The organism is Mesorhizobium sp. M1A.F.Ca.IN.022.07.1.1, from assembly GCF_003997575.1.
Lineage (GTDB): Bacteria > Pseudomonadota > Alphaproteobacteria > Rhizobiales > Rhizobiaceae > Mesorhizobium.
Genome location: NZ_RZST01000077.1, coordinates 1 through 19,154 on the forward strand (window position 1 = coordinate 1; position 19,154 = coordinate 19,154).

21 protein-coding genes and 1 tRNA gene are annotated in these 19,154 nt (G+C 64.4%); 16 read left to right on the plus strand and 6 right to left on the minus strand.

Annotation, left to right across the window (positions count from 1 at the left end; genetic code table 11):
- Positions 1-51 precede the first annotated feature (51 nt).
- The 5 genes from EOA75_RS11590 to EOA75_RS11610 all read left to right on the plus strand — a co-directional run bounded on the left by EOA75_RS11590 (position 52) and on the right by EOA75_RS11610 (position 5,704).
- Positions 52-1,332, plus strand: coding sequence for a GNAT family N-acetyltransferase (locus EOA75_RS11590; protein ID WP_095799922.1), 1,281 nt, complete (start codon positions 52-54; stop codon positions 1,330-1,332).
- A gap of 69 nt (positions 1,333-1,401) precedes the next feature.
- Complete coding sequence (locus EOA75_RS11595; protein ID WP_095799985.1) at positions 1,402-2,556, plus strand: YncE family protein; 1,155 nt, start codon at positions 1,402-1,404, stop codon at positions 2,554-2,556.
- A gap of 172 nt (positions 2,557-2,728) precedes the next feature.
- Positions 2,729-3,049 carry a metalloregulator ArsR/SmtB family transcription factor gene (locus EOA75_RS11600; protein WP_066990141.1) on the plus strand — a complete coding sequence of 107 codons (321 nt, stop codon included), beginning with the start codon at positions 2,729-2,731 and terminating at the stop codon, positions 3,047-3,049.
- A gap of 52 nt (positions 3,050-3,101) precedes the next feature.
- Complete coding sequence (locus EOA75_RS11605) at positions 3,102-4,490, plus strand: NAD(P)-binding protein (protein ID WP_127324286.1); 1,389 nt, start codon at positions 3,102-3,104, stop codon at positions 4,488-4,490.
- A 14-nt stretch (positions 4,491-4,504) separates the two neighbouring features.
- Positions 4,505-5,704: an MFS transporter gene (locus EOA75_RS11610; RefSeq protein WP_127324287.1), complete on the plus strand. Its 1,200-nt coding sequence runs from the start codon at positions 4,505-4,507 to the stop codon at positions 5,702-5,704.
- Positions 5,705-5,801: 97 nt separating this feature from the next.
- On the opposite strand, the gene EOA75_RS11615 is transcribed toward EOA75_RS11610, so the two are convergent.
- Positions 5,802-5,886, minus strand: a tRNA-Leu gene (locus EOA75_RS11615).
- Positions 5,887-6,149: 263 nt separating this feature from the next.
- Between EOA75_RS11615 and EOA75_RS11620 the strand changes: the two genes are divergently transcribed.
- Both EOA75_RS11620 and EOA75_RS11625 read left to right on the plus strand, forming a co-directional pair.
- Positions 6,150-6,740, plus strand: coding sequence for a YqaA family protein (locus tag EOA75_RS11620; RefSeq protein WP_127216534.1), 591 nt, complete (start codon positions 6,150-6,152; stop codon positions 6,738-6,740).
- Between the two features lie 127 nt (positions 6,741-6,867).
- Positions 6,868-7,386: a disulfide bond formation protein B gene (locus tag EOA75_RS11625; RefSeq protein ID WP_066990150.1), complete on the plus strand. Its 519-nt coding sequence runs from the start codon at positions 6,868-6,870 to the stop codon at positions 7,384-7,386.
- A 199-nt stretch (positions 7,387-7,585) separates the two neighbouring features.
- On the opposite strand, the gene EOA75_RS11630 is transcribed toward EOA75_RS11625, so the two are convergent.
- Entirely contained in the window at positions 7,586-8,143 is a 558-nt protein-coding gene (locus EOA75_RS11630; RefSeq protein ID WP_066990153.1) for an HNH endonuclease, read from the minus strand.
- A 110-nt stretch (positions 8,144-8,253) separates the two neighbouring features.
- Positions 8,254-8,913 (minus strand): DNA-3-methyladenine glycosylase, encoded by a 660-nt coding sequence (locus EOA75_RS11635; protein ID WP_095779366.1) that lies wholly within the window; start codon positions 8,911-8,913, stop codon positions 8,254-8,256.
- Positions 8,914-9,004: 91 nt separating this feature from the next.
- Here EOA75_RS11635 and gluQRS point away from each other — a divergent pair, with 91 nt between their 5' ends.
- The gene (gluQRS, locus tag EOA75_RS11640; RefSeq protein ID WP_127216533.1) at positions 9,005-9,880 is read left to right on the plus strand and encodes a tRNA glutamyl-Q(34) synthetase GluQRS; all 876 of its coding nucleotides are present in this window, start codon (positions 9,005-9,007) and stop codon (positions 9,878-9,880) included.
- Here gluQRS and EOA75_RS11645 read toward each other — a convergent pair whose 3' ends face one another.
- The gene (locus EOA75_RS11645) at positions 9,881-10,168 is read right to left on the minus strand and encodes a hypothetical protein (protein WP_066990158.1); all 288 of its coding nucleotides are present in this window, start codon (positions 10,166-10,168) and stop codon (positions 9,881-9,883) included.
- Positions 10,169-10,328: 160 nt separating this feature from the next.
- Between EOA75_RS11645 and EOA75_RS11650 the strand changes: the two genes are divergently transcribed.
- Positions 10,329-11,231 carry a DMT family transporter gene (locus EOA75_RS11650; RefSeq protein WP_067319647.1) on the plus strand — a complete coding sequence of 301 codons (903 nt, stop codon included), beginning with the start codon at positions 10,329-10,331 and terminating at the stop codon, positions 11,229-11,231.
- Here EOA75_RS11650 and EOA75_RS11655 read toward each other — a convergent pair.
- A complete protein-coding gene (locus tag EOA75_RS11655; protein WP_066990164.1) occupies positions 11,201-12,052 on the minus strand; it encodes a YihY/virulence factor BrkB family protein in 852 nt (283 codons plus the stop codon). The two genes, EOA75_RS11650 and EOA75_RS11655, sit on opposite strands and share 31 nt — an antisense overlap.
- A 58-nt stretch (positions 12,053-12,110) precedes the next feature.
- Here EOA75_RS11655 and EOA75_RS11660 point away from each other — a divergent pair, with 58 nt between their 5' ends.
- The 7 genes from EOA75_RS11660 to EOA75_RS11690 all read left to right on the plus strand — a co-directional run bounded on the left by EOA75_RS11660 (position 12,111) and on the right by EOA75_RS11690 (position 17,731).
- Complete coding sequence (locus EOA75_RS11660; RefSeq protein WP_127324288.1) at positions 12,111-12,977, plus strand: SDR family oxidoreductase; 867 nt, start codon at positions 12,111-12,113, stop codon at positions 12,975-12,977.
- Positions 12,978-13,002: 25 nt separating this feature from the next.
- On the plus strand, positions 13,003-13,194 hold the full coding sequence (locus EOA75_RS11665) for a twin transmembrane helix small protein (RefSeq protein ID WP_066990167.1): 192 nt from the start codon (positions 13,003-13,005) through the stop codon (positions 13,192-13,194).
- An 18-nt stretch (positions 13,195-13,212) separates the two neighbouring features.
- Complete coding sequence (locus EOA75_RS11670) at positions 13,213-13,794, plus strand: cob(I)yrinic acid a,c-diamide adenosyltransferase (protein ID WP_127324289.1); 582 nt, start codon at positions 13,213-13,215, stop codon at positions 13,792-13,794.
- A gap of 25 nt (positions 13,795-13,819) precedes the next feature.
- Entirely contained in the window at positions 13,820-14,629 is an 810-nt protein-coding gene (locus EOA75_RS11675) for a rhomboid family intramembrane serine protease (protein ID WP_127324290.1), read from the plus strand.
- A 248-nt stretch (positions 14,630-14,877) separates the two neighbouring features.
- Positions 14,878-15,627, plus strand: a complete 750-nt coding sequence (locus tag EOA75_RS11680; RefSeq protein ID WP_067319088.1) for an electron transfer flavoprotein subunit beta/FixA family protein — start codon at positions 14,878-14,880, stop codon at positions 15,625-15,627.
- A gap of 23 nt (positions 15,628-15,650) precedes the next feature.
- A complete protein-coding gene (locus EOA75_RS11685; RefSeq protein ID WP_066990179.1) occupies positions 15,651-16,580 on the plus strand; it encodes an electron transfer flavoprotein subunit alpha/FixB family protein in 930 nt (309 codons plus the stop codon).
- Between the two features lie 272 nt (positions 16,581-16,852).
- Positions 16,853-17,731: a 3-hydroxybutyryl-CoA dehydrogenase gene (locus EOA75_RS11690; protein ID WP_067319090.1), complete on the plus strand. Its 879-nt coding sequence runs from the start codon at positions 16,853-16,855 to the stop codon at positions 17,729-17,731.
- 31 nt (positions 17,732-17,762) lie between these two features.
- Here the strand turns inward: EOA75_RS11690 and EOA75_RS11695 are convergent.
- Positions 17,763-19,154, minus strand: a 1,392-nt coding sequence (locus tag EOA75_RS11695; RefSeq protein WP_127324291.1) for a diguanylate cyclase, incomplete at its 5' end; no start/stop codon positions are given.

The following is a 19,154-nucleotide window of genomic DNA, read 5'->3' on the forward strand; positions in this document are numbered from 1 at the left end:
GCTCGGCATCGTCATGGCGATCTTCTTGCCCGCAAATAAGGAAGTCGCCTGATGGCCGCCATTCCGCTGCTTGAAGAGACCAGCGGCGGGCCCGCCGGCGCCATGGTGTCGGGCCTTGCCGGCCTCGTCAGGGAGGCCGATCCCGCCCATATCGAGCTGTTCGCCAACAACCGGCCGGAGCGCAAGCTCGCGATCTATCCCGCCTCGGCCGGCTTCGACCTGGTCGAGGAGCTCGACTATCTTAGCGCCCGCGCGATCGAGCCCAACGTCTTCTTCAACCCGCGCTTCCTGGCGCCGGCCATGCCGAGGCTCGAGGACCGCGAAGTGCGGCTGGCGGTGATCCGCGACGGCGACGAGTTCCGCAACCGGCTGCGGCTCCTTGTGCCGTTCTCGGTCGAGCGCCCCGCAATTCCGCTCGGCGTCCCGGTCATGCGCACATGGTCGAGCCCGTTCGGCCCGCTCGGCACGCCGCTGGTCGATCGTGACGATCCGGTCGGCGTCATCGAGGATTTCTTCTCGATGCTGTCCAGGCCGCATCTCAAATTGCCGAAGGTCTTCGTGCTGCCCGACATCAAGCTGGACGGCCCGGTGGCGAGCCTGCTCACCTCCTTTGCCGACAGCCGCGGCCTGACCCTGGTCGTCACCGGCAAGGCCGAGCGCCCGGTGCTGGAAAGCGATGCCGACGGCGACGACTACCTCAAGGCCTCGCTGCGCGCGCATCACTATCGCGAATTCCGCCGGCTCAAGCGGCGCCTCGCCGGCCTTGGCAAGCTGGACCATGTGGTGGCGCGCGGACCGGACGAGATCCGCCACGCCATTGAAAGCTTCCTGACACTGGAGGCGGCCGGCTGGAAGGGCCGCGAGCGCACGGCCATGGCGATCGACCGCTACCGCGCCGCCTTCGCCCGCGAGGCGGTGCACAGGCTCGCCGAGCACGACATGTGCCGCATCCACACACTGACGCTCGACGGCCGCACGATCGCTTCTCTCGTCGTCTTCGTCGAAGCGGGCGTCGCCTACACCTGGAAGACGGCGTATGACGAGACGCTCTCGGCCTATTCGCCGGGCACACTGCTGATGATCGAGGTGACCAAGCAGCATCTCGATGATCCTAATGTCGCCATGACCGATTCCTGCGCGGTGCCCGACCATCCGGTGATGAGTCGCCTGTGGACGGAGCGCAAGCCGATGGGCACGCTGGTGGTCGGCCTGACGCCCGACGCCGACCGGCCGGCCCGCCAGGCGGCCTCGCAGCTCCATCTCTACCGCGAGACCCGCAACATGGCGCGGCTCCTGCGCAATCGCATGCGGAGCCTCTTGAAAAGGCGCTAGATGAAAGGCCGCACACCGGCTATGGCATCCGGCGGCCGGATCCGGCCTGCCTCTTCACACAGCATCCAGATGTTCGAAACCTTCCTGCGCTTCGCCCGCCTCTGTGCGCCGCTTGTCCTGCTCGCCATGCTCCCGGCGCGAGCCTTCGCCGAGTCCTGCCCCGAGGATTGCTCCGAGCCTGCGCCCGTCGACATCTACAGCCACACCACCGCCGGCCATATGGCTCCAGCCGCGGCAGCTGCGTTGCCGCGCGTCTATGTGCCCAACCGTTCCTCGAACAGCGTTTCCGTCATCGACCCGGCGACGCTGAAGGAGGTCGACAGGTTTGCGGTCGGCAGCAAGCCGCAGCACGTCGTTCCTTCCTGGGACCTGAAGACGCTTTGGGTGGCCAATAACGGCACCGGCAAGAACGGCAGCCTGACGCCGATCGACCCGGCGACCGGAAAGCCCGGCAAGCAGGTGCCGGTCGACGATCCTTACAACATGTATTTCATGCCGGACGGCAGCGCCGCCATCATCGTTGACGAGGCCTTGAGGCGGCTCGATCTGCGCGATCCGCGGACCATGGCGCTGCAAGCCGTCATCCCGACGCCGGCCTGCCCCGGCATCAACCATGCCGATTTCGCGGCCGACAATTCCTATGCGATCTTCACTTGCGAGTATGGCGACGGCGGACTGGCCAAGATCGACCTGAAGAACCGCAAGGTGCTCGGCCATCTCGACCTGTCGAAGATGGGCATGCCGCAGGACATAAGGCTCTCGCCCGACGGCAAGGTCTTCTACGTCGCCGACATGATGAATGACGGCGTCTTCCTGATCGACGGCGACAGCTTCAAGGAGATTGGCTTCATTCCAACGGGCATTGGCGCGCACGGCTTCGTCGTCAGCCGCGACGGCAAGCGGCTCTATGTCTCGAACCGCGGCTCGCACAAAATGGAACAGGGCCGTGCCGACGGGCCTGGCAGCGTGACGGTGATCGACTTCGCGACCCGCTCGGTCGTCGCCCAATGGCCGATCCCCGGCGGCGGCAGCCCCGACATGGGCAATGTCGGCGCCGACGGCAAGCAGCTCTGGCTCTCCGGCCGGTTCGACAGCGAGGTCTATATGATCGACACGACGTCGGGCGCCGTGACGAAGATCCGCGTCGGCGTCGAGCCGCACGGCCTGACGGTGTGGCCGCAGCCGGGGCGCTACTCGCAGGGGCATACGGGGAATATGCGGTAGGGTGTCGGTGACCTGCAAATGCTGACGACCTCAATCCCATGGAGCCTTGGCACCATGTCCGCTGCCCTTCCGCGACGACTCCCTGCCGATGCACTTGGAATTCGTCTGACCTTATTTCGATCATTGTCGAAATAGAGTTGACCGGCAGCGGCGGAGGGTGCAGTCTATTTCCATGAAACTCGAACAAGCCGCAAAACAGCTCGAAGCCATCGGCAACCCGACACGGCTCAAGCTCTATCGCACACTGGTCAGAGCCGGCGAAGCTGGCCGGCCGGTGGGGTACTTGCAGGACACCCTTGGCATCGCGGCCTCGACGCTGTCCCATCACCTGCATCGCCTCATTCTGACCGGCCTCGTGACGCAGGAGCGTCAGGCGACGACCCTCATCTGCCGGGCCAACTATCCTATCATGCGCGACTTGATCGGCTTCCTGGCTGACGAGTGCTGTGCTGACGCAGCTTGCGGCGCGACGGAGAGCGACGCGGCGGCATAGCCTCTTTTTTGCATCGTATTTCGATGATCCCGGAAGGATGGAAAAAATGTCAATGAATGACCCTGACGCCCTCCCTGTCGCCGTCATCGGAGCCGGCCCGGTCGGCTTGGCGGCTGCCGTCCAGCTCATCCAAAGGGGGCTCCCGGTGAAGGTCTATGAGGCCGGCGCTGGCATCGCCACAAATCTCAAGGACTGGGGCCATGTCCGGGTGTTCACGCCTTGGCGCTACTGTGTTGATCAGGCGGCCCGAAAGCGTCTTGAGGAGAGCGGCTGGACGATGCCCAAGCCCGAGGCGTTCCCCACCGCTGATGAACTGATTGCCCGCTACCTTGAGCCGCTAGCAAGGCTCCCTGAACTCTCCTCGTCCATCGAAACCAGTGCGCGCGTGACTGCTGTTTCCCGCTGGGGCGCAGACAAGGTCTTGAGCAAAGATCGAAAGGCGCGACCGTTCATGCTGGTGGTCGAAACCGGGGAAGGCATCAGGCGCGACAGTGCACGGGCCGTCATTGACGCCTCAGGCACGTGGCAGACGCCAAATCCACTTGGGGCCGGTGGTGTCCCGGCGGAGGGCGAAGCGGAGTTCGCAGACAAGATCGCCTATGGCATTCCCGACATTCTCGGCCGCGACCGCACCCTTTATGCCGGCCGCGCCACGCTTGTTGTCGGTTCGGGCCATTCGGCCGCCAATGCCCTGCTCGATCTCGATAGGCTGGCTGCGGTTGAGCCGGGAACCACTTTTGTCTGGGCGACACGCGGAACCGATCTGGTTCGCATTTACAGCGGCGGAGACTTGGATCAACTGCCTGCCCGTGGCGAGCTTGGTTCTGACGTTCGCGAACTTGCGGAGAGCGGGCGCACAAAGCTCGTCACTGGGTTCGCAACGCTGGCCATCCGCAGCTCAAACGGCCGCCTGACAGTCGAAGGTCAGACGAAGGATGGCCTACAAACTCTCGGGCCTTTCGACCGCATCATCGCGGCGACCGGCCAGCGGCCCGATCTGTCCCTTACGCGCGAGCTTAGGCTTGATCTCGACCCATGGCTTGAGGGCGTAAAGGCGCTGGGACCTCTGATCGACCCCAACGAGCACTCCTGCGGCGATGTTCCCCCGCACGGTTATCGCGAACTGAGCCACCCCGAGCCCGACTTCTACACTGTCGGCGTTAAGAGCTACGGCCGCGCCCCGACCTTCTTGCTGCTGACCGGGTATGAACAGGTGCGATCGGTCGCGGCAGCCCTCGCTGGCGACATGGCGGCTGCGGATGCGGTGCAACTGGTGCTACCCGAAACCGGCGTCTGCACGGTTCCCCAGTCGACCATACGCGCGACCGCTGGCGGATGCTGTGGTGGTCCCGCTTCTTCAGAGGCTGCCGCCTGTTGTGTCGCCGATGCTGAAGCGAAGGCCGCTGGCAAGGGTGGCTGCGGGTGCGGGGTGGCAGCCTAATCGCACCACGCCCGATGGAACGCAGTCGCCGAACGATCATCACCGTCCTCGGCCTGACCCAAATCATGGCCTGGGGGTCCACCTATTACCTGCCGGCGGTGATTGCACCAAAGGTCGCCGCCGACACCGGCTGGCCGCTGCCTTGGGTCGTGGGTGGATTGTCGCTTGGCCTGCTCGTCGCCGGACTGATCTCACCTCGCGTCGGCTCGTCCATTGAGCGCCACGGCGGCCGGAACGTTCTTGCGTTCAGCGCCGGCTGCATCGGCATCGGCCAGATCGGGCTCGCTGCCTCGCCGAACCTTGCCGCCTACATCGCAGCGTGGCTCGTTGTTGGGCTTGGAATGGGGGCGGGCTTGTACGATGCCGCTTTCGCGACCCTCGGCCGGCTCTACGGGCATAGCGCGCGCTCGGCCATCACAACCCTTTCGCTGTTCGGCGGCTTCGCCAGCACGTTCTGTTGGCCGATCTCGGCCTTCCTGATGGGCGAGACGGGCTGGCGCGGCACATGCCTCGTCTATGCTTCGGTCCAGTTGTTCTTCGCCCTGCCTCTGTATCTCGGAATGTTGCCGCGTGGGATACCGCTGCCGAGCGTCACAGATCGGCCGGGAAAGGAGCAGGTTGGCACCCCAGTTCAGCCGGCCTCAGTTCCGATCATGGTCGTCCTGGCTGCCACGCTGACCTTGGCGGCGGTCATTTCGTCGACTGTGTCGGTTCATCTCCTCACCATCTTGCAGGCCAGCGGCATGGCGCTCGCCGCTGCCGTTGGGCTCGGGACACTGGTCGGCCCCGCTCAGGTGTCGGCGCGTGCCGTCGAGATGATCATCGCCCGCTACCATCATCCCATCTGGACCAAGTTCGCGTCGGTGAGCTTCGTCGCCATCGGCATTGGTGCGCTCTGGGCCGGGGTTCCGGTGGTGCCTGTGGCGCTGGCGTTCTACGGTGCAGGCATCGGCCTCGAAACGATAGCGCGAGGCACGCTGCCGCTCGCTCTGTTCGGTCCGTCGGGATACGCGAGACTGATGGGGCGACTTGCCATGCCCAGCTTGATCGCTCAAGCAGCAGCGCCGTCTGTCGGAGCGCTATTGTTGGAGCATGTGGGCGCTCACGGCACTCTAGCAGCTCTCGCTGGCTTGGCGCTGCTGAACGTCGGACTGGCGTGTAGCCTTGGCTGGCTGATCTTCCGTCGTCGAACCTTAGAGGTACAGGCGCAGTGATGCTTTGTAACCGGCCGTTAGCCCTGTGAAGCGGTTGGCCAGCCCATGAAGCTCCGTCACTTCGGCAACTGCCTAGTTGATGGTCGAAGAGACCAATTGGTGCCCCTAGCCGGGATCGAACCAGCACTCCTTGCGGAACTCGATTTTGAGTCGAGCGCGTCTACCAATTCCGCCATAGGGGCTCAGGCCGGGCAGCCTGGATGGGCGCGGACTATACGGGCGGACAGGCTTTCGTCAACTGGCCTGTTGCCGATTTGCAGGCGCTCTGCACCCGGCCATGCCTTTCAGTCTCGTGAAGGTGCCGCCATTGTGCGGCGCGGAAAATCTTTCTAGACAGGGGATGCGTTGAAGCGCCTCGGATCCCAAAGGGTGGATGCGGCGCTTTGGGACCTTGTCTTCCTGCCACCCGGTGTCCAAAACCACTGCGCGCTTTTCAGGAGAGCCGATGCTTCGCGGACTTTACAACTGGACGATGTCCCTGGCGGCAAGGAAATCGGCCGAATGGTGGCTGGCCTTCATCGCCTTCGTGGAAAGCTCGGTCTTTCTGGTGCCGGCCGACGTGCTCTATCTGCCGATGGCGCTGTCCAAGCCGGAGCGCGCGTATCGCTACGCGCTGGTAGCAACGGTGGCCTCGGTGCTCGGCGGCGTCGCCGGCTGGTTCATCGGCCACTACGCCTACGAGGCGGTCGCCAAGCCGATTCTGGAATTCTACGGCAAGTATGACGAGTTCGAGCAGCTGCGCACCTCATCCGGCGTCGGCTTCATCGTCCTGATGCTGATCACCTCGGGCGCGGCGCATTTGCCGCCGATCAAGGTCGTGACGATTCTGTCGGGCGTCATCGGCGTCAACCTCCTGCTGTTCATCGGGCTGGCGATCGTTGCGCGCGGCGCCCGTTTTCTGCTGCTTGCCTGGCTGCTGCGCCGCTACGGCGAGTCGATCAGGGAGTTCATCGAGAAACGGCTGGGCATGATCGTCAGCGCCGGCGCCGCTGCCCTTATTTTGCTCTATATCGCGGTCAGATACGCCCACGGATAATGCATGTCGGCCAAAAGTGCGCAGCGGTTTTGGGAGAACGACATGCATCGAAACAAGACTCAAGCGCGGCGCCTGAATTCATTTCTGCGCGACGCGCTTTAGGTGCCAAGCGAACGGATCACGACCGATGACAGCGACCATGACCGCCGACACTGGACGCCAGCGGACGCGTGCCGCGCTGTTCCTGGCCGTCGCCATGGCGGCGACGGTCGGCTCGGCGCTCGCCTTCCAGTATATCGGCGGCTACATTCCCTGCCATCTGTGCCTGGAGCAGCGCACGCCCTATTATATCGGCGCGCCGCTGATGCTGGTCGCGGCCGCTGCCTCAATGCTGCGCGCGCCGGCCTGGTTGACGCGCGGCCTGCTGGCGATCGGTGGCCTGTTGATGCTCTATGGCCTCTATCTCGGCGTCTACCACTCGGGCGTCGAGTGGGCGTGGTGGCCTGGCCCCGCCGACTGCACGGCCAGCGCCGGTCCGGTCGACACCGGCGGCAAGGGCGTGCTCGATGCGCTGGACAAGTTCGTGCCGCCCTCCTGCGACAAGGCCGCGCTTCGCATTCTCGGCCTGTCGCTCGCCGGCTGGAACGCCATCGCTAGCCTCATCCTGGCCGCCGTCGCCTTACGCTGCGCGCTCGCGCGCGACTGAGCTACACAGCCGTAGTGACGGGGAGAAAAGAGGCCGTCATCAATGGCTTCGCCAATGATCGACGTGCAGAATGGGCGACGTCGCGGCGCACAATTCCTTCTCCCCGTAACTAAACGGAGAGAAGGTGGCGCCAGCCGGATGAGGGCAACGCCGAAGATCGGCAATTTGTCGTTGCATGGCCGGTCGATTGTGCCGAACTCTACGGCTCCAATTCGACATCCCAGTAGAGATAATCCATCCAGCTTTCATGCAGATGGTTGGGCGGGAACAGGCGGCCGTTATTGTGCAGATCGTGCACGGTCGGCTGATAGGGTTTTTGCAGCGGCCACATCTTGGCCTGCGCCGGCATCATGCCGCCTTTCCTGAGATTGCAGGGCGAGCAGGCGGCCACGACGTTCTCCCAGGTCGTCGCCCCGCCGCGATGGCGCGGGATGACATGGTCGAAGGTGAGATCGTCGGTCGTGCCGCAATACTGGCACTGGAAGCGGTCGCGCAGAAAGACGTTGAAGCGGGTGAAGGCGGGATGCCGCGACGGCCTCACATAGGCCTTCAGACTCACCACGCTCGGCAGCTTCATCGAGAAGGTCGGCGAGGAGACGGCGTGTTCGTATTCGGCGACGATATTGACCCGGTCGAGGAAGACAGCCTTGATGGCGTCCTGCCACGACCAGAGCGACAGGGGGTAATAGCTGAGCGGACGGTAATCCGCATTCAGCACCAGCGCGGGAAGCCCATCCGGAGATACGGCAACCGTCACGTAGTTGGCCTCCTTCGTTCCAAACCGAACGCCACGGATACTGTAAGCCCGACATGACAGGGATGTGAAGCGGATTGTCGTTCGGCGAAACGTTCAAAAACGCATGATTTTCATGCTTTTTCGGCCATCTCGACAGGTGGCGCCGCGTCCCTGCCCTTCAATTCCCGATAGTAGGCCCAGAAAAGCCGCGACGCGACCCCTCGCCACGGGCTCCATGATTCGGCCAGTCGAATCAGAGTTTTCTCCGGCGGACGAGGGTCGATGCCCAGGGCATGGCCGACCGCCGTCTGCAGCGCGACGTCGCGCGCGGGAAACACATCGGGGTGGCCGGCGGCGAACAGCAGGTAGCACTCCGCCGTCCACGGTCCGATGCCCGGCACCGCCGTCATTGCCGCGATCGCCTCGTCGGCGTCGAGCGAGCAGAGATGGTGGAGGTCAAGCCCGCCGGCCACGGCTCGCGCGATGGCGATCAGCCCGCGCTGCTTCGGCCGCGACAGGCCGGCCTCGCGGAAAATATCCTCGCCGGCGCAAAGGATGCCTTCCGGCGTCAGCGGATCGACCAGCCTGATCAGCCGGCCGAAAATGGCATCGGCGCTGGCGCGGGACACTTGCTGCGAGACGATGATCGACGCGAGGCTGCCGAATCCCGGCTCGGAGAGCCTCAGCGGCACCTCGCCGGCCATGCCGCGTACCTTCTCCAGCCGTGGATCGAGCAGGCAGAGCGCGTCGAGTCCTGCCGCAATGTCGTCGAGCGAGGCGATGCGTTGCACGTTTGCTTGTTCCCAGGGCGCTCATGAAGTGGCAATTGATGCTAACTATCAACCGGCGGAAGCGCCTTTCAACCCGAATGCCGTCCGAGACATGACGCTCCTGACATTCCGCTTCGCGCCGAGCCCCAATGGCGAGCTGCATCTCGGCCATGCCTATTCGGCCCTGCTGAACCGGCAAATGGCGGCGCGGGCGGGAGGACGGCTGTTGCTGCGCATCGAGGACATCGATGTCATCCGCTGCACGCCGGAATTCGAGGCCGGCATATTCCGCGACCTGGAATGGCTGGGGTTCGAATGGGAAGAGCCCGTGCGGCGCCAGTCCGAACATTTTTCCGAATACAGGGCCGTGCTCGACCGGCTGATCGCCGAGGAACTCGTCTATCCCGCCTTCATGAGCCGCGGCGAGATCCGCGCCTTCATTGCCGAGACCGAGAAACGCGGCCGCGACTGGCCGCGCGACCCCGACGGCGTGCCGCTTTACCCGCCGCTCGACAAGGCACTTCCGTCTAAGGAGCGCAGGCGGCGCATTGCCGAGAACACGCCTTTTGCCTGGCGGCTCGACATCGAGGCAGCAATGGCACGCGTGCCGGGCGCCTTGTCATGGGTCGAGTTCACTGACGAGGCTATGGCCGCGACGCACACGGTCGACGCAACGCCGCAGGCCTGGGGCGACGTCATCGTGGCGCGCCGCGATATCCCGACCAGCTACCATCTCGCAGTCGTCGTCGACGACGCGCTGCAGGGCGTCAGCCATGTCGTGCGTGGTCAGGACCTTTACGCGGCGACCAGCGTGCAGCGCCTGTTGCAGGACCTGCTCGGTCTGCCCGCACCGCGCTACTTCCACCATCGGCTGATCCTCGGCTCAGACGGCCGCAAGCTGTCCAAGAGTTTCAAGGACACCGGCCTTGCCGCACTCAGGCAGGCAGGCGTGTCGCCGCAGGATGTCATGCGGCTGGTTGGGCTTTGACTACAAGCGAGCCAGTCCGGCCTTGATCAGCGCCATCACGCTGATGAAGACGAAGGCGCCGCTCAATCCCCATGCCACAGCTAGCTTGATATCCCGGAAGGTGATGCCGTGCTCGTTGGCGATCATCACCGCAACGAAAAAGCCCAGCGTGAAGAGCAGCGTGTTGCCGGTCGAGCCGAAGCCGTCATCCTTCATGATGGCATCGAGCGCGGTGCCGAAGAAGAATCCGAAGACCGCGACGGTGGCGACCGCGAACAGCAGCCATGTCGTCCCGAGATGCAAAAGCATGCCTGCTCATGGCGTGCCTTAACGCCATGCCCCTCTTGGCACCGTTTGTTGAATTCGGATGAGCTTATGGATCAACCGTTTCGTTTTGCTTGCCGAATTGATCGGCATTAGAGCAATTGCCGACATCAACTTTTCACGCGCAGCCAGAGCCCTCCTTCCAATGCACAGCATCAAGCGGTTCATCCCCGCCTCTTTCGTCGTTCTGTGGGCGACTGGCTTCATCGGCGCGCGCTATGCAATGCCATGGGCGGAGCCGTTCACCTTCCTTGCCATCCGCTTCGTGCTGGCGGCGATCCTGTTTGCGGGACTGACCGTCCTTATCGGCTCGCGACGGGCCACCCGCGAGGAGGCGCTTCATGCGACGGTGGCCGGCGTCCTAATGCACGGCGTCTATCTGGGCGGCGTCTTCTGGGCGATCCACAGAGGCATGCCGGCCGGGCTTTCGGCGCTGATCGTCGGCCTGCAGCCGCTGATCACGGCGGTGCTCGCCGGCAAATTTCTCGGCGAGGCGATCCTGCCGCGCCATTGGGCGGGCCTTGCCGTCGGGCTTCTGGGCGTCGTCATCGTGCTGTGGCCGAAGCTCGGCATGATTGGCGGCGGCGTTACCGCGGCAACGCTGACGGCCTCGCTGGTCTCGGTGCTCGGCATGGCCGCTGGTACGATCTGGCAAAAGCGCTTCGCCTCCGGCGGCGACCTCGTCTCGGCGACCATGTGGCAGTATGTCGGCGGCTCGGTCGTCACGATCCTGGGGTCGCTCGCCTTCGAGACGCGCACCATCACCGTCAACGGCGAGCTCATCTTTGCCATGGCATGGCTGGTCCTGGTGCTGTCTCTCGGCGCCATCTTCCTGTTGATGGTGATGATCAGGGACGGCGAGATGTCGAAGGTCGCATCGCTGTTCTATCTTGTGCCCGCCGTAACCGCCGTCATCGCGTGGGCTCTGTTCGGCGAAGAGCTCACTCTGCTGCAGATCGCCGGCATGGCGATCGCCACTTTGGGCGTCGGGCTCGCGACCGCCCGTCAGGACAGAGCTCAACCCACGCGGGCGCGCGCCTCGAGATAGCGGCTGATCGCGGCATTGAGCTCGCCGCCAAGGATGAAAATGGCCGAGATGATGTAGAGGAACACCACCGCGATCATGATCGAGGCCAACCCCGCATAGGTCGTCACATAGGACGAGAAATGGTCGAGATAGGTGGCGAAGATGGTCGAGCCGGCCAGCCACGCGACCAGCGTGAAGACGATGCCCGGAACGATGGAAACGAAGCGGCGCTTGCCGGCCGGCAGCCAGATATGCACCGCGAACAGGCCGATGACGATGACCGTCGAGGCGATCACGTAACGCCATATGGTGATCGTGCCCATATAGGGCTTGATCCATTCCAGATGCGCCTCGGCCAGCCGCGCGAGCAGGGGCGCGAGCACCAGAAGCACGCTGACGGCGAGAAAGCAGGCCGTCGCGATCAGCACGAAGACGATGCTCTGCACCCGGCGGTGGATGATGCCGCGCGTCTCGGTAACGCGATAGGCGCGGTTGAGCGAGGTCCTTAGCGCCTCGATGCCGTTCGAGGCGAAGTAGGCGGCTAAGAGCACGCCGTAGGTCAGGAGGTCGCTGCGCCGCACGGTGAGCACATTCTGCACCTCGCGCGCGATCGGCTTGGCAATCTGCTCCGGCCAGGTGTCGAAGACCAGATGCACGGCCGTGTCGGCGAAGGCGCGCGCGCCGAGAAAGCTGGCCAGCGTCGTTGCGAAGATCAGGAACGGAAACAGTGCCATCAGCGAGGTGATCGCCAGATGGCTGGCCATTGCCCAGCCATCGTCGGTGGTGAAATGGCCGATCGCATCGTAGAGCACGCGCTTGACCGCGACGATATTCCTGAGCAAGGACCCGCGCTCCGCTCGATTGTGTCGACGCCGCGAATATGGGAAGGGATTGCGGCAAATGGCAACCCCAGGTCCCACAACGTTGCCCACCGCTGAACAGTTGCGCAGCATCATCGTCACCGGCACCTCCTCCGGCATAGGCGCCTATTGCGCGCGGGCATTGAAGGCGGAAGGCTGGCGCGTGTTCGCCACGGCCCGCACACCGGCCGACATCGACGCGCTCGAGACGGAGGGCATCGAAGCCTTCTATCTCGACTATCGCGAGCCTGAGTCCATCGCCGCCCTGGCCGAGGCCGTGCTGGAGCGCACGGGCGGCACGCTCGACGCGCTGTTCAACAATGGCGCCTACGCGCAACCCGGTGCCGTCGAGGACCTGCCGGTCGAAGCGCTGCGCGAGCAGTTCGAAGCCAATTTCTTCGGCTGGCACGACCTGACCCGCCGCGTCGTGCCGGTCATGCGCCGCCAGGGGCACGGTCGCCTCGTCCACTGCTCCTCGATCCTGGGGCTCGCCCCGGTCCGTTTTCGCGGCGCCTATTCGGCGTCGAAACATGCCGTCGAAGGCCTGATGCTTTGCCTGCGCCAGGAGCTCGAAGGCAGCGGCATTCATGTCTCGTTGATCGAGCCGGGGCCGGTGACCTCGAAGATCGCCAGCAACGGCCTGGTATGGTTCTTGAAGAACATCGACGTCGAGAACTCCGTTCACCGCGCCGACTACCAGGCGCAGCTCGCGGGGCTCAAGGCCGGCGGCAGCGTCTCGCGTCTGAAGCCCGGACCTGAGGTGGTCCATGCCGCCTTGCGCCACGCGCTTCTGTCACAGCGCCCGCACCCGCATTATGTGGTAACGGTGCCGGCCAGAATCGGCGTGGCGCTCAAGCGCATCCTGCCGGCCTCGATGCTCTACCGCGTGCTCGCCAGGCGGGCCTGACCGAAACCCAACTGGAGCCAGCACCATGGCAACCGTCTTCAACATCCTCGCCATTGTCGTCATGGCTGCCGTCGTGGTCGTGCTGATCCGCGGCCTCGTCAACATGATGCGCGGCGGCTCAGGCTTCACCTCCAACAAGCTGATGCAGGCCCGCGTACTGCTGCAGTTCATAGCTCTGGTGCTGATCATGCTGACCGTCTACTTCACCCGCAAGTAACGGGCCGGGGAGGAGAAGGTGGTCAAGCTCAACAAGATCTATACCCGTACCGGCGACGACGGCACTACCGGTCTGGGCAGCGGCGAGCGGCGCCTGAAGTCAGATCTGCGCGTCGAAGCCTACGGCACGGTGGACGAAGCAAATGCCTGCGTCGGCATGGCGCGCGTCCACACCGCAACCGATCATCCGGCGCTCGACGCCATGCTCTCCCGCATCCAGAACGATCTTTTCGACCTCGGCGCCGATCTTGCGGTGCCGGACGACGGCAAACCGCTCGACTACGAGCCGCTGCGCATCGTCGCCGCGCAGACCGGGCGCGTCGAAAAGGACATCGATGCTCTCAACAAGGACCTGCAGCCGCTGAAATCCTTCGTGCTGAACGGCGGCACGCCTGCCGCGGCAGCCCTGCATCTTGCGCGCACCGTAACACGGCGCGCCGAACGCCTCATGGTGGCGCTGGCGCAGGACCCGGCCGAGCACGTCAACCGCGAAGCACTGAAATACATCAATCGCGTCTCCGACTTCCTGTTCGTCGCCGCGCGGGCGGTCAATGACAACGGAAATGGCGACGTGCTATGGGTTCCCGGCAAGAACCGCTGACAATCGGGTATGGCGGGAGGGTCCGATGTTCATCCCGCTCTATGACACCAACAGGCTCCGCCACATCCGCCTGCAATATGTGACGATCGGCCTGATCGCCGCGAATGCCTTGGTCTATCTCGCGACCACGCTTGGCGGCGAGAGCTTCACCAATGCCGCAGTGCTTGGCCTCGGCTTCATCCCCTCTGTCGTCCATGACAAGGTGGAGCTGTCGCCCGAATTCGTCGTCATTCCCGAAAGCCTCAGCTATCTCACCTATTCCTTCCTGCATGCCGACATCTTTCATCTCGGCGGCAATATGCTGTTCCTGTGGGTGTTCGGCGACAATGTCGAGGACGCGCTCGGCCATATCCGCTACCTGATCTTCTACCTCGCCTGCGCGGCGGCGGGCGCTTTCTTTCAAGGTTTGGTCGGCTGGGATTCCCAGGTGCCGCTGATCGGCGCCTCCGGCGCCATCGCCGGCGTGGTTGCGGCCTATCTGATCCTCTATCCGAGAGTTAAGGTGTGGGTATTGGCCTTTGCGCGCATTCCCCTGCGCATCCCCGCCTTCATCCCGCTCGTCCTTTGGATCCTGTTCCAGCTCGTGATGTTTGCCGCCGGCGGAGAGGATCAGATTTCCTGGGCCTGCCACATCGGCGGCATCATTGCCGGCGCCGTTCTCGTCCTGGTGTTGCGCAGCCGCGGCGTGCCGCTGCTTGCCGGCGCAGACGGCGAGCCGAACCCGACGCCGAAGGTCCAGAACGTCCCTCTCCCGATCGAGCCCGGACCAACGCCCGAGGCACCGGCACAGACGGCGCCTCGATGGGGCCGCGGCGCGGCGTCGCCGCCAGACTGAACCGATTTGAGTGCGACGTGCATATTGACGCGCCGGACTGCCGCCACTACGGAACGCCACCGCAGAGCATGATCCCGAAAAGTGGGAACCGCTTTTCGGAACGATCATGCTCAACCGAAACATCGGGGTGGAACTGCTTCTTGGCCGTTGGAGACCAGAATTCCGCCCGGAATGTCGGCTTTCGACAACTCTGACAAGGCGCACACTGCTATAGCGCGCCCGACTATCTCAGGAGAGGTGACAGGAAAATGAAGATCCTTGTGCCCGTGAAGCGGGTTGTGGACGCGAACGTCAAGGTCCGCGTCAAGGCTGACGGACTGGGCGTCGAGCTTGCCAACGTCAAGATGGCGATGAACCCGTTCGACGAGATCGCGGTCGAGGAAGCGATCCGGATCAAGGAAGCCGGCAAGGCCGAGGAGATCATCGTCGTCTCGATCGGCCCGCAGCAGGCGCAGGAGACGCTGCGCACCGCGCTCGCAATGGGCGCCGACCGGGCCATCCTGGTCAAGACCGACGAGCAGACCGAGCCGCTGGGTGTCGCCAAGGTGTTGAAGGGCGTCGTCGAGGCCGAGAAGCCCGGCCTCGTCATCCTTGGCAAGCAGGCGATCGACGACGACAGCAATCAGACCGGCCAGATGCTGGCGGCGCTGCTCGGCTGGGCGCAAGGCACCTTCGCCTCCAGGATCGAGCTCGCCGGCGATCATGCCAAGGTGACGCGTGAGGTCGACGGCGGCCTGCAGACGGTTGAGCTGAAAATGCCGGCGATCGTGACCGCCGACCTTCGCTTGAACCAGCCGCGCTATGCATCGCTGCCCAACATCATGAAAGCCAAGAAGAAGCCGCTCGACGAAAAGAGCCCGGCCGACTACGGCGCCGACGTCAAGCCGCGCCTGAGGGTGATCAAGACCGAGGAGCCCGGCGGCCGCAAGGCGGGCGTCAAGGTCAAGAGCGTCGCCGAGCTGGTCGAGAAGCTCAAGAACGAAGCCGGCGTGCTCTAAGCGGTCAGGAAAGGAACAGGAAAATGGCAATTCTCCTCATCGCCGAACACGACAACGCAAGCCTTTCCGACCAGACCGCCAAGGCGCTCGCGGCGGCCCTGCAGATCGGCTCGGATGTCGATGTGCTGGTCGCCGGTAAAGGCGCCAAGGCGGCAAGCGACGCGGCCGCCAAGCTGAAGGGTGTTCGCAAAGTCCTGCTGGCCGAGGCCGACGAGCTCTCCGAGCGCCTGGCGGAGCCGCTGGCTGCGCTCGTCGTCTCGCTCGCCGGCTCCTATGACGCGATCGTCGCCCCCGCCACCTCAGCGGGCAAGAACGTCGCGCCGCGCGTGGCGGCCCTGCTCGACGTCGCGCAGGTCTCGGAGATCATCGAGGTGGTCTCGCCCGACACCTTCAAGCGGCCGATCTATGCCGGCAACGCCATCCAGACCGTGCAGTCGACCGACGCCAAGAAGGTGATCACGGTGCGCACCGCCTCCTTCCAAGGAGCGCCCGAGGGCGGCTCGGCTTCGGTCGAGACGGTGAACGCCGCCGCCAATCCCGGCCTCTCCTCCTTCGTCGAGAACAAGCTCTCCGAGAACGACCGTCCCGAGCTGACTTCGGCCAAGATCATCATCTCGGGTGGCCGTGCACTCGGCTCCTCGGAGAAGTTCCAGGAGGTCATCCTGCCGGTCGCCGACAAGCTCGGCGCTGCCGTCGGCGCATCCCGCGCCGCCGTCGACGCTGGCTATGCGCCCAACGACTGGCAGGTCGGCCAGACCGGCAAGGTGGTCGCCCCCGATCTCTACATTGCGGTCGGCATCTCCGGCGCCATCCAGCATCTTGCCGGCATGAAGGATTCCAAGGTCATCGTCGCCATCAACAAGGACGAGGAAGCACCGATCTTCCAGGTTGCCGACTACGGTCTCGTCGGCGATCTCTTCGTCATCCTGCCGGAACTGCAAAAGGCGCTTTGACGCTTTCTGCTCTGGCATATTAAAATCGGAAGGGTGGGGTAGACGAAGTCGCCCCGCCCTTTTAGTTTGCACTGCACAAAAAGCAGGCCGGTAAAGGCTTGCGCAATTCCAGGAAAAGTCCGTAGCGGTTTTCCCTCCGGAATTGCGATAAACAAAAAGGGCAATTCCAGGAAAGTGCCGAGCCACTTTGCGTCCGGAATTGCGGGAAACAAAGAGAAGGGAGCGCTTCCGTGCCTCGCAGAAGCGGAAATGCTCCAGACGGGATTGGGGTAATGAGCAAGATCGAGACGATCGGCATTGTCGGCGCAGGTCAAATGGGGGGCGGTATCGCCCACGTCTCGGCGTTGGCCGGCTACAAGGTCCTGATCCACGACATCTCGTCCGACCGGGTCGAGAAGGGCATCGCCACCATCAGCGGCAACATGGCCCGCCAGGTCGGTTCGGGAAAGCTAGAGGAGAAGGCGCGCAACGAGGCGATGGCGCGCATCTCATCGGCGTCCGCCATGGCCGATCTAGCCGCCGCCGACCTCGTCATCGAGGCGGCGACCGAGGATGAGACGGTCAAGCGCAAGATCTACGCCCAGCTCTGCCCCCAGCTCAATCCGGAGGCGATTCTCGCGACCAACACCTCCTCGATCTCGATCACCCGGCTCGCGGCGCAGACCGACCGGCCTGAGCGCTTCATCGGCATACATTTCATGAACCCGGTGCCGGTGATGAAGCTGGTCGAGCTGGTGCGCGGCATCGCCACCGAGGACCAGACGTTCGAGGCCGCCAAGACCTTCGTGAACCGGCTCGACAAGACGATAACCGTTTCGGAGGATTTCCCGGCCTTCATCGTCAACCGCATCCTGTTGCCCATGATCAACGAGGCGATCTACACGCTCTATGAGGGCGTCGGCACGGTGGACGCCATCGACACCGCCATGCGGCTCGGCGCCAACCATCCGATGGGGCCGCTGCAGCTGGCCGACTTCATCGGTCTCGACACCTGCCTGTCGATCATGCAGGTGCTGCATGAGGGCCTATCGGATTCCAAGTATCGCCCCTGCCCGCTGCTGGTTAAATATGTCGAGGCCGGCTGGCTCGGCCGCAAGACCGGCCGCGGCTTCTACGACTATCGCGGCGACCATCCGGTGCCGACGCGCTGAGCCCCACGACTGAACGCTCACTGCGCGGCGTTCAGGATGCCGCGGCAAGCGGCAGGGGCTCTGCCTCGTCCTTCGAAACTTCATCGGGTGCTGCCGAAACGCAGCCGCGGCCGGCCGCCTTGGCGGTATAGCAGGCGGCATCGGCGCGGGCGATGATCTCGTCCACCTCGCCGCAGCCGGCGCGGATCGGCGCAAGCCCGATGCTGGCGGCGATCGAATGCGGACGACCGTCCCAGCTGAAGCCCAGGTTGCGGATGGCTTCGATGATGCAACGCGCCGCGACCGTCGCTCGCGCCGGCGCGCCCGATTTCAGTATGACCGCGAACTCGTCGCCGCCGAGACGGGCGACGATATCTTCCGGACCGAGCACGTTGCGGATGGCGTCGGCGACGCGCTTCAGCAGCGCATCGCCCGCCGCGTGGCCGCCAGTGTCGTTGACCGCCTTGAAGTGGTCGAGGTCGACGAACATGAACTGATGCTCGCCGCCATTCAACCGGCACCGATCGACCAGCTCCTCCATCGTGCGGATGAAGCTTGGGCGGTTGGCGAGCCCGGTCAGCGCGTCATGGGCCGCGGCATAAGCGAGCTGGCGCTGCAGGGCGCGCGCGTCGGTGAAATCCTGGAAGACGATGACCAACCCGCAGAACTCGTCGTGGTCGTTCATAATCGGCGACACCATTTGGCGGATGCTGCAGCGCGTGTCGTCGCGCCTGATGAGCACGGCGCGGGCGTTCTGATCGCAATGATGGCGGTCGGCGGCCGAAGGTCGTGTCAGGCCGATCCTCTGCCCGGTTTCCTCGTCGACCGCCCAGTAGACATCGCCGAGCACCTTGCCGAGCGCCTCGCCGCTGGCAATGCCGGTGAGCTTTTCGGCGACCGGATTCATGAAGGTGACGCGGTTCGCGGCATCGGTGCAGATCACCGCGTCGCCGATCGACTGCAGCGTCACCCTGAGCCGCTCCTTTTCGTCGGCGAGCATCGCCGCCGAGACCTTGCGCCGTTCTTCGGCCTCCTTGCGCTCCGTGATATCGGTCAAGCTGCCGATCGCCCGGATCAGCCGGCCCTCGCGGTCGCGTTCGATCGCCTTGCCGCGGTCGAGGATCCAGACCCAATGGCCGTCCTTGTGGCGCATCCGGAACTCGGCCTCGAAGAAGGCCGTCTCGCCGTCAAGATGCGCCCGGTCCGCCTCGGCGACGATTTGGCGGTCGTCCGGGTGGATCATCGTCAGCCAGCGGTCGGGGTCGCCGTCCAGCTCGCCATCGTCATAGCCCAGCATTCTGACCCAGGTTTCGGAGTAAGTCGTGCCGCCCTTGCGCATGTCGAGGCTCCAGACGCCTTGTCCGGCGCTGGTCAGCGCGAAATTCCAACGCGTCTCGGCTTCGGCGATGCGCGCTTCGGCCTGCTTGCGCGCATCGATGTCCTC

Bases quoted from the DNA above. Each gene is read 5' to 3' on its own strand.
- EOA75_RS11590 (WP_095799922.1), top strand. From the start codon at position 52: ATGGCCGCCATTCCGCTGCTTGAAGAGACCAGCGGCGGGCCCGCCGGC.
- EOA75_RS11595 (WP_095799985.1), top strand. From the start codon at position 1,402: ATGTTCGAAACCTTCCTGCGCTTCGCCCGCCTCTGTGCGCCGCTTGTC.
- EOA75_RS11600 (WP_066990141.1), top strand. From the start codon at position 2,729: ATGAAACTCGAACAAGCCGCAAAACAGCTCGAAGCCATCGGCAACCCG.
- EOA75_RS11605 (WP_127324286.1), top strand. From the start codon at position 3,102: ATGAATGACCCTGACGCCCTCCCTGTCGCCGTCATCGGAGCCGGCCCG.
- EOA75_RS11610 (WP_127324287.1), top strand. From the start codon at position 4,505: ATGGAACGCAGTCGCCGAACGATCATCACCGTCCTCGGCCTGACCCAA.
- EOA75_RS11620 (WP_127216534.1), top strand. From the start codon at position 6,150: ATGCTTCGCGGACTTTACAACTGGACGATGTCCCTGGCGGCAAGGAAA.
- EOA75_RS11625 (WP_066990150.1), top strand. From the start codon at position 6,868: ATGACAGCGACCATGACCGCCGACACTGGACGCCAGCGGACGCGTGCC.
- gluQRS (WP_127216533.1), top strand. From the start codon at position 9,005: ATGACGCTCCTGACATTCCGCTTCGCGCCGAGCCCCAATGGCGAGCTG.
- EOA75_RS11645 (WP_066990158.1), bottom strand. From the start codon at position 10,168: ATGCTTTTGCATCTCGGGACGACATGGCTGCTGTTCGCGGTCGCCACC.
- EOA75_RS11650 (WP_067319647.1), top strand. From the start codon at position 10,329: ATGCACAGCATCAAGCGGTTCATCCCCGCCTCTTTCGTCGTTCTGTGG.
- EOA75_RS11660 (WP_127324288.1), top strand. From the start codon at position 12,111: ATGGCAACCCCAGGTCCCACAACGTTGCCCACCGCTGAACAGTTGCGC.
- EOA75_RS11665 (WP_066990167.1), top strand. From the start codon at position 13,003: ATGGCAACCGTCTTCAACATCCTCGCCATTGTCGTCATGGCTGCCGTC.
- EOA75_RS11675 (WP_127324290.1), top strand. From the start codon at position 13,820: ATGTTCATCCCGCTCTATGACACCAACAGGCTCCGCCACATCCGCCTG.
- EOA75_RS11680 (WP_067319088.1), top strand. From the start codon at position 14,878: ATGAAGATCCTTGTGCCCGTGAAGCGGGTTGTGGACGCGAACGTCAAG.
- EOA75_RS11685 (WP_066990179.1), top strand. From the start codon at position 15,651: ATGGCAATTCTCCTCATCGCCGAACACGACAACGCAAGCCTTTCCGAC.
- EOA75_RS11690 (WP_067319090.1), top strand. From the start codon at position 16,853: ATGAGCAAGATCGAGACGATCGGCATTGTCGGCGCAGGTCAAATGGGG.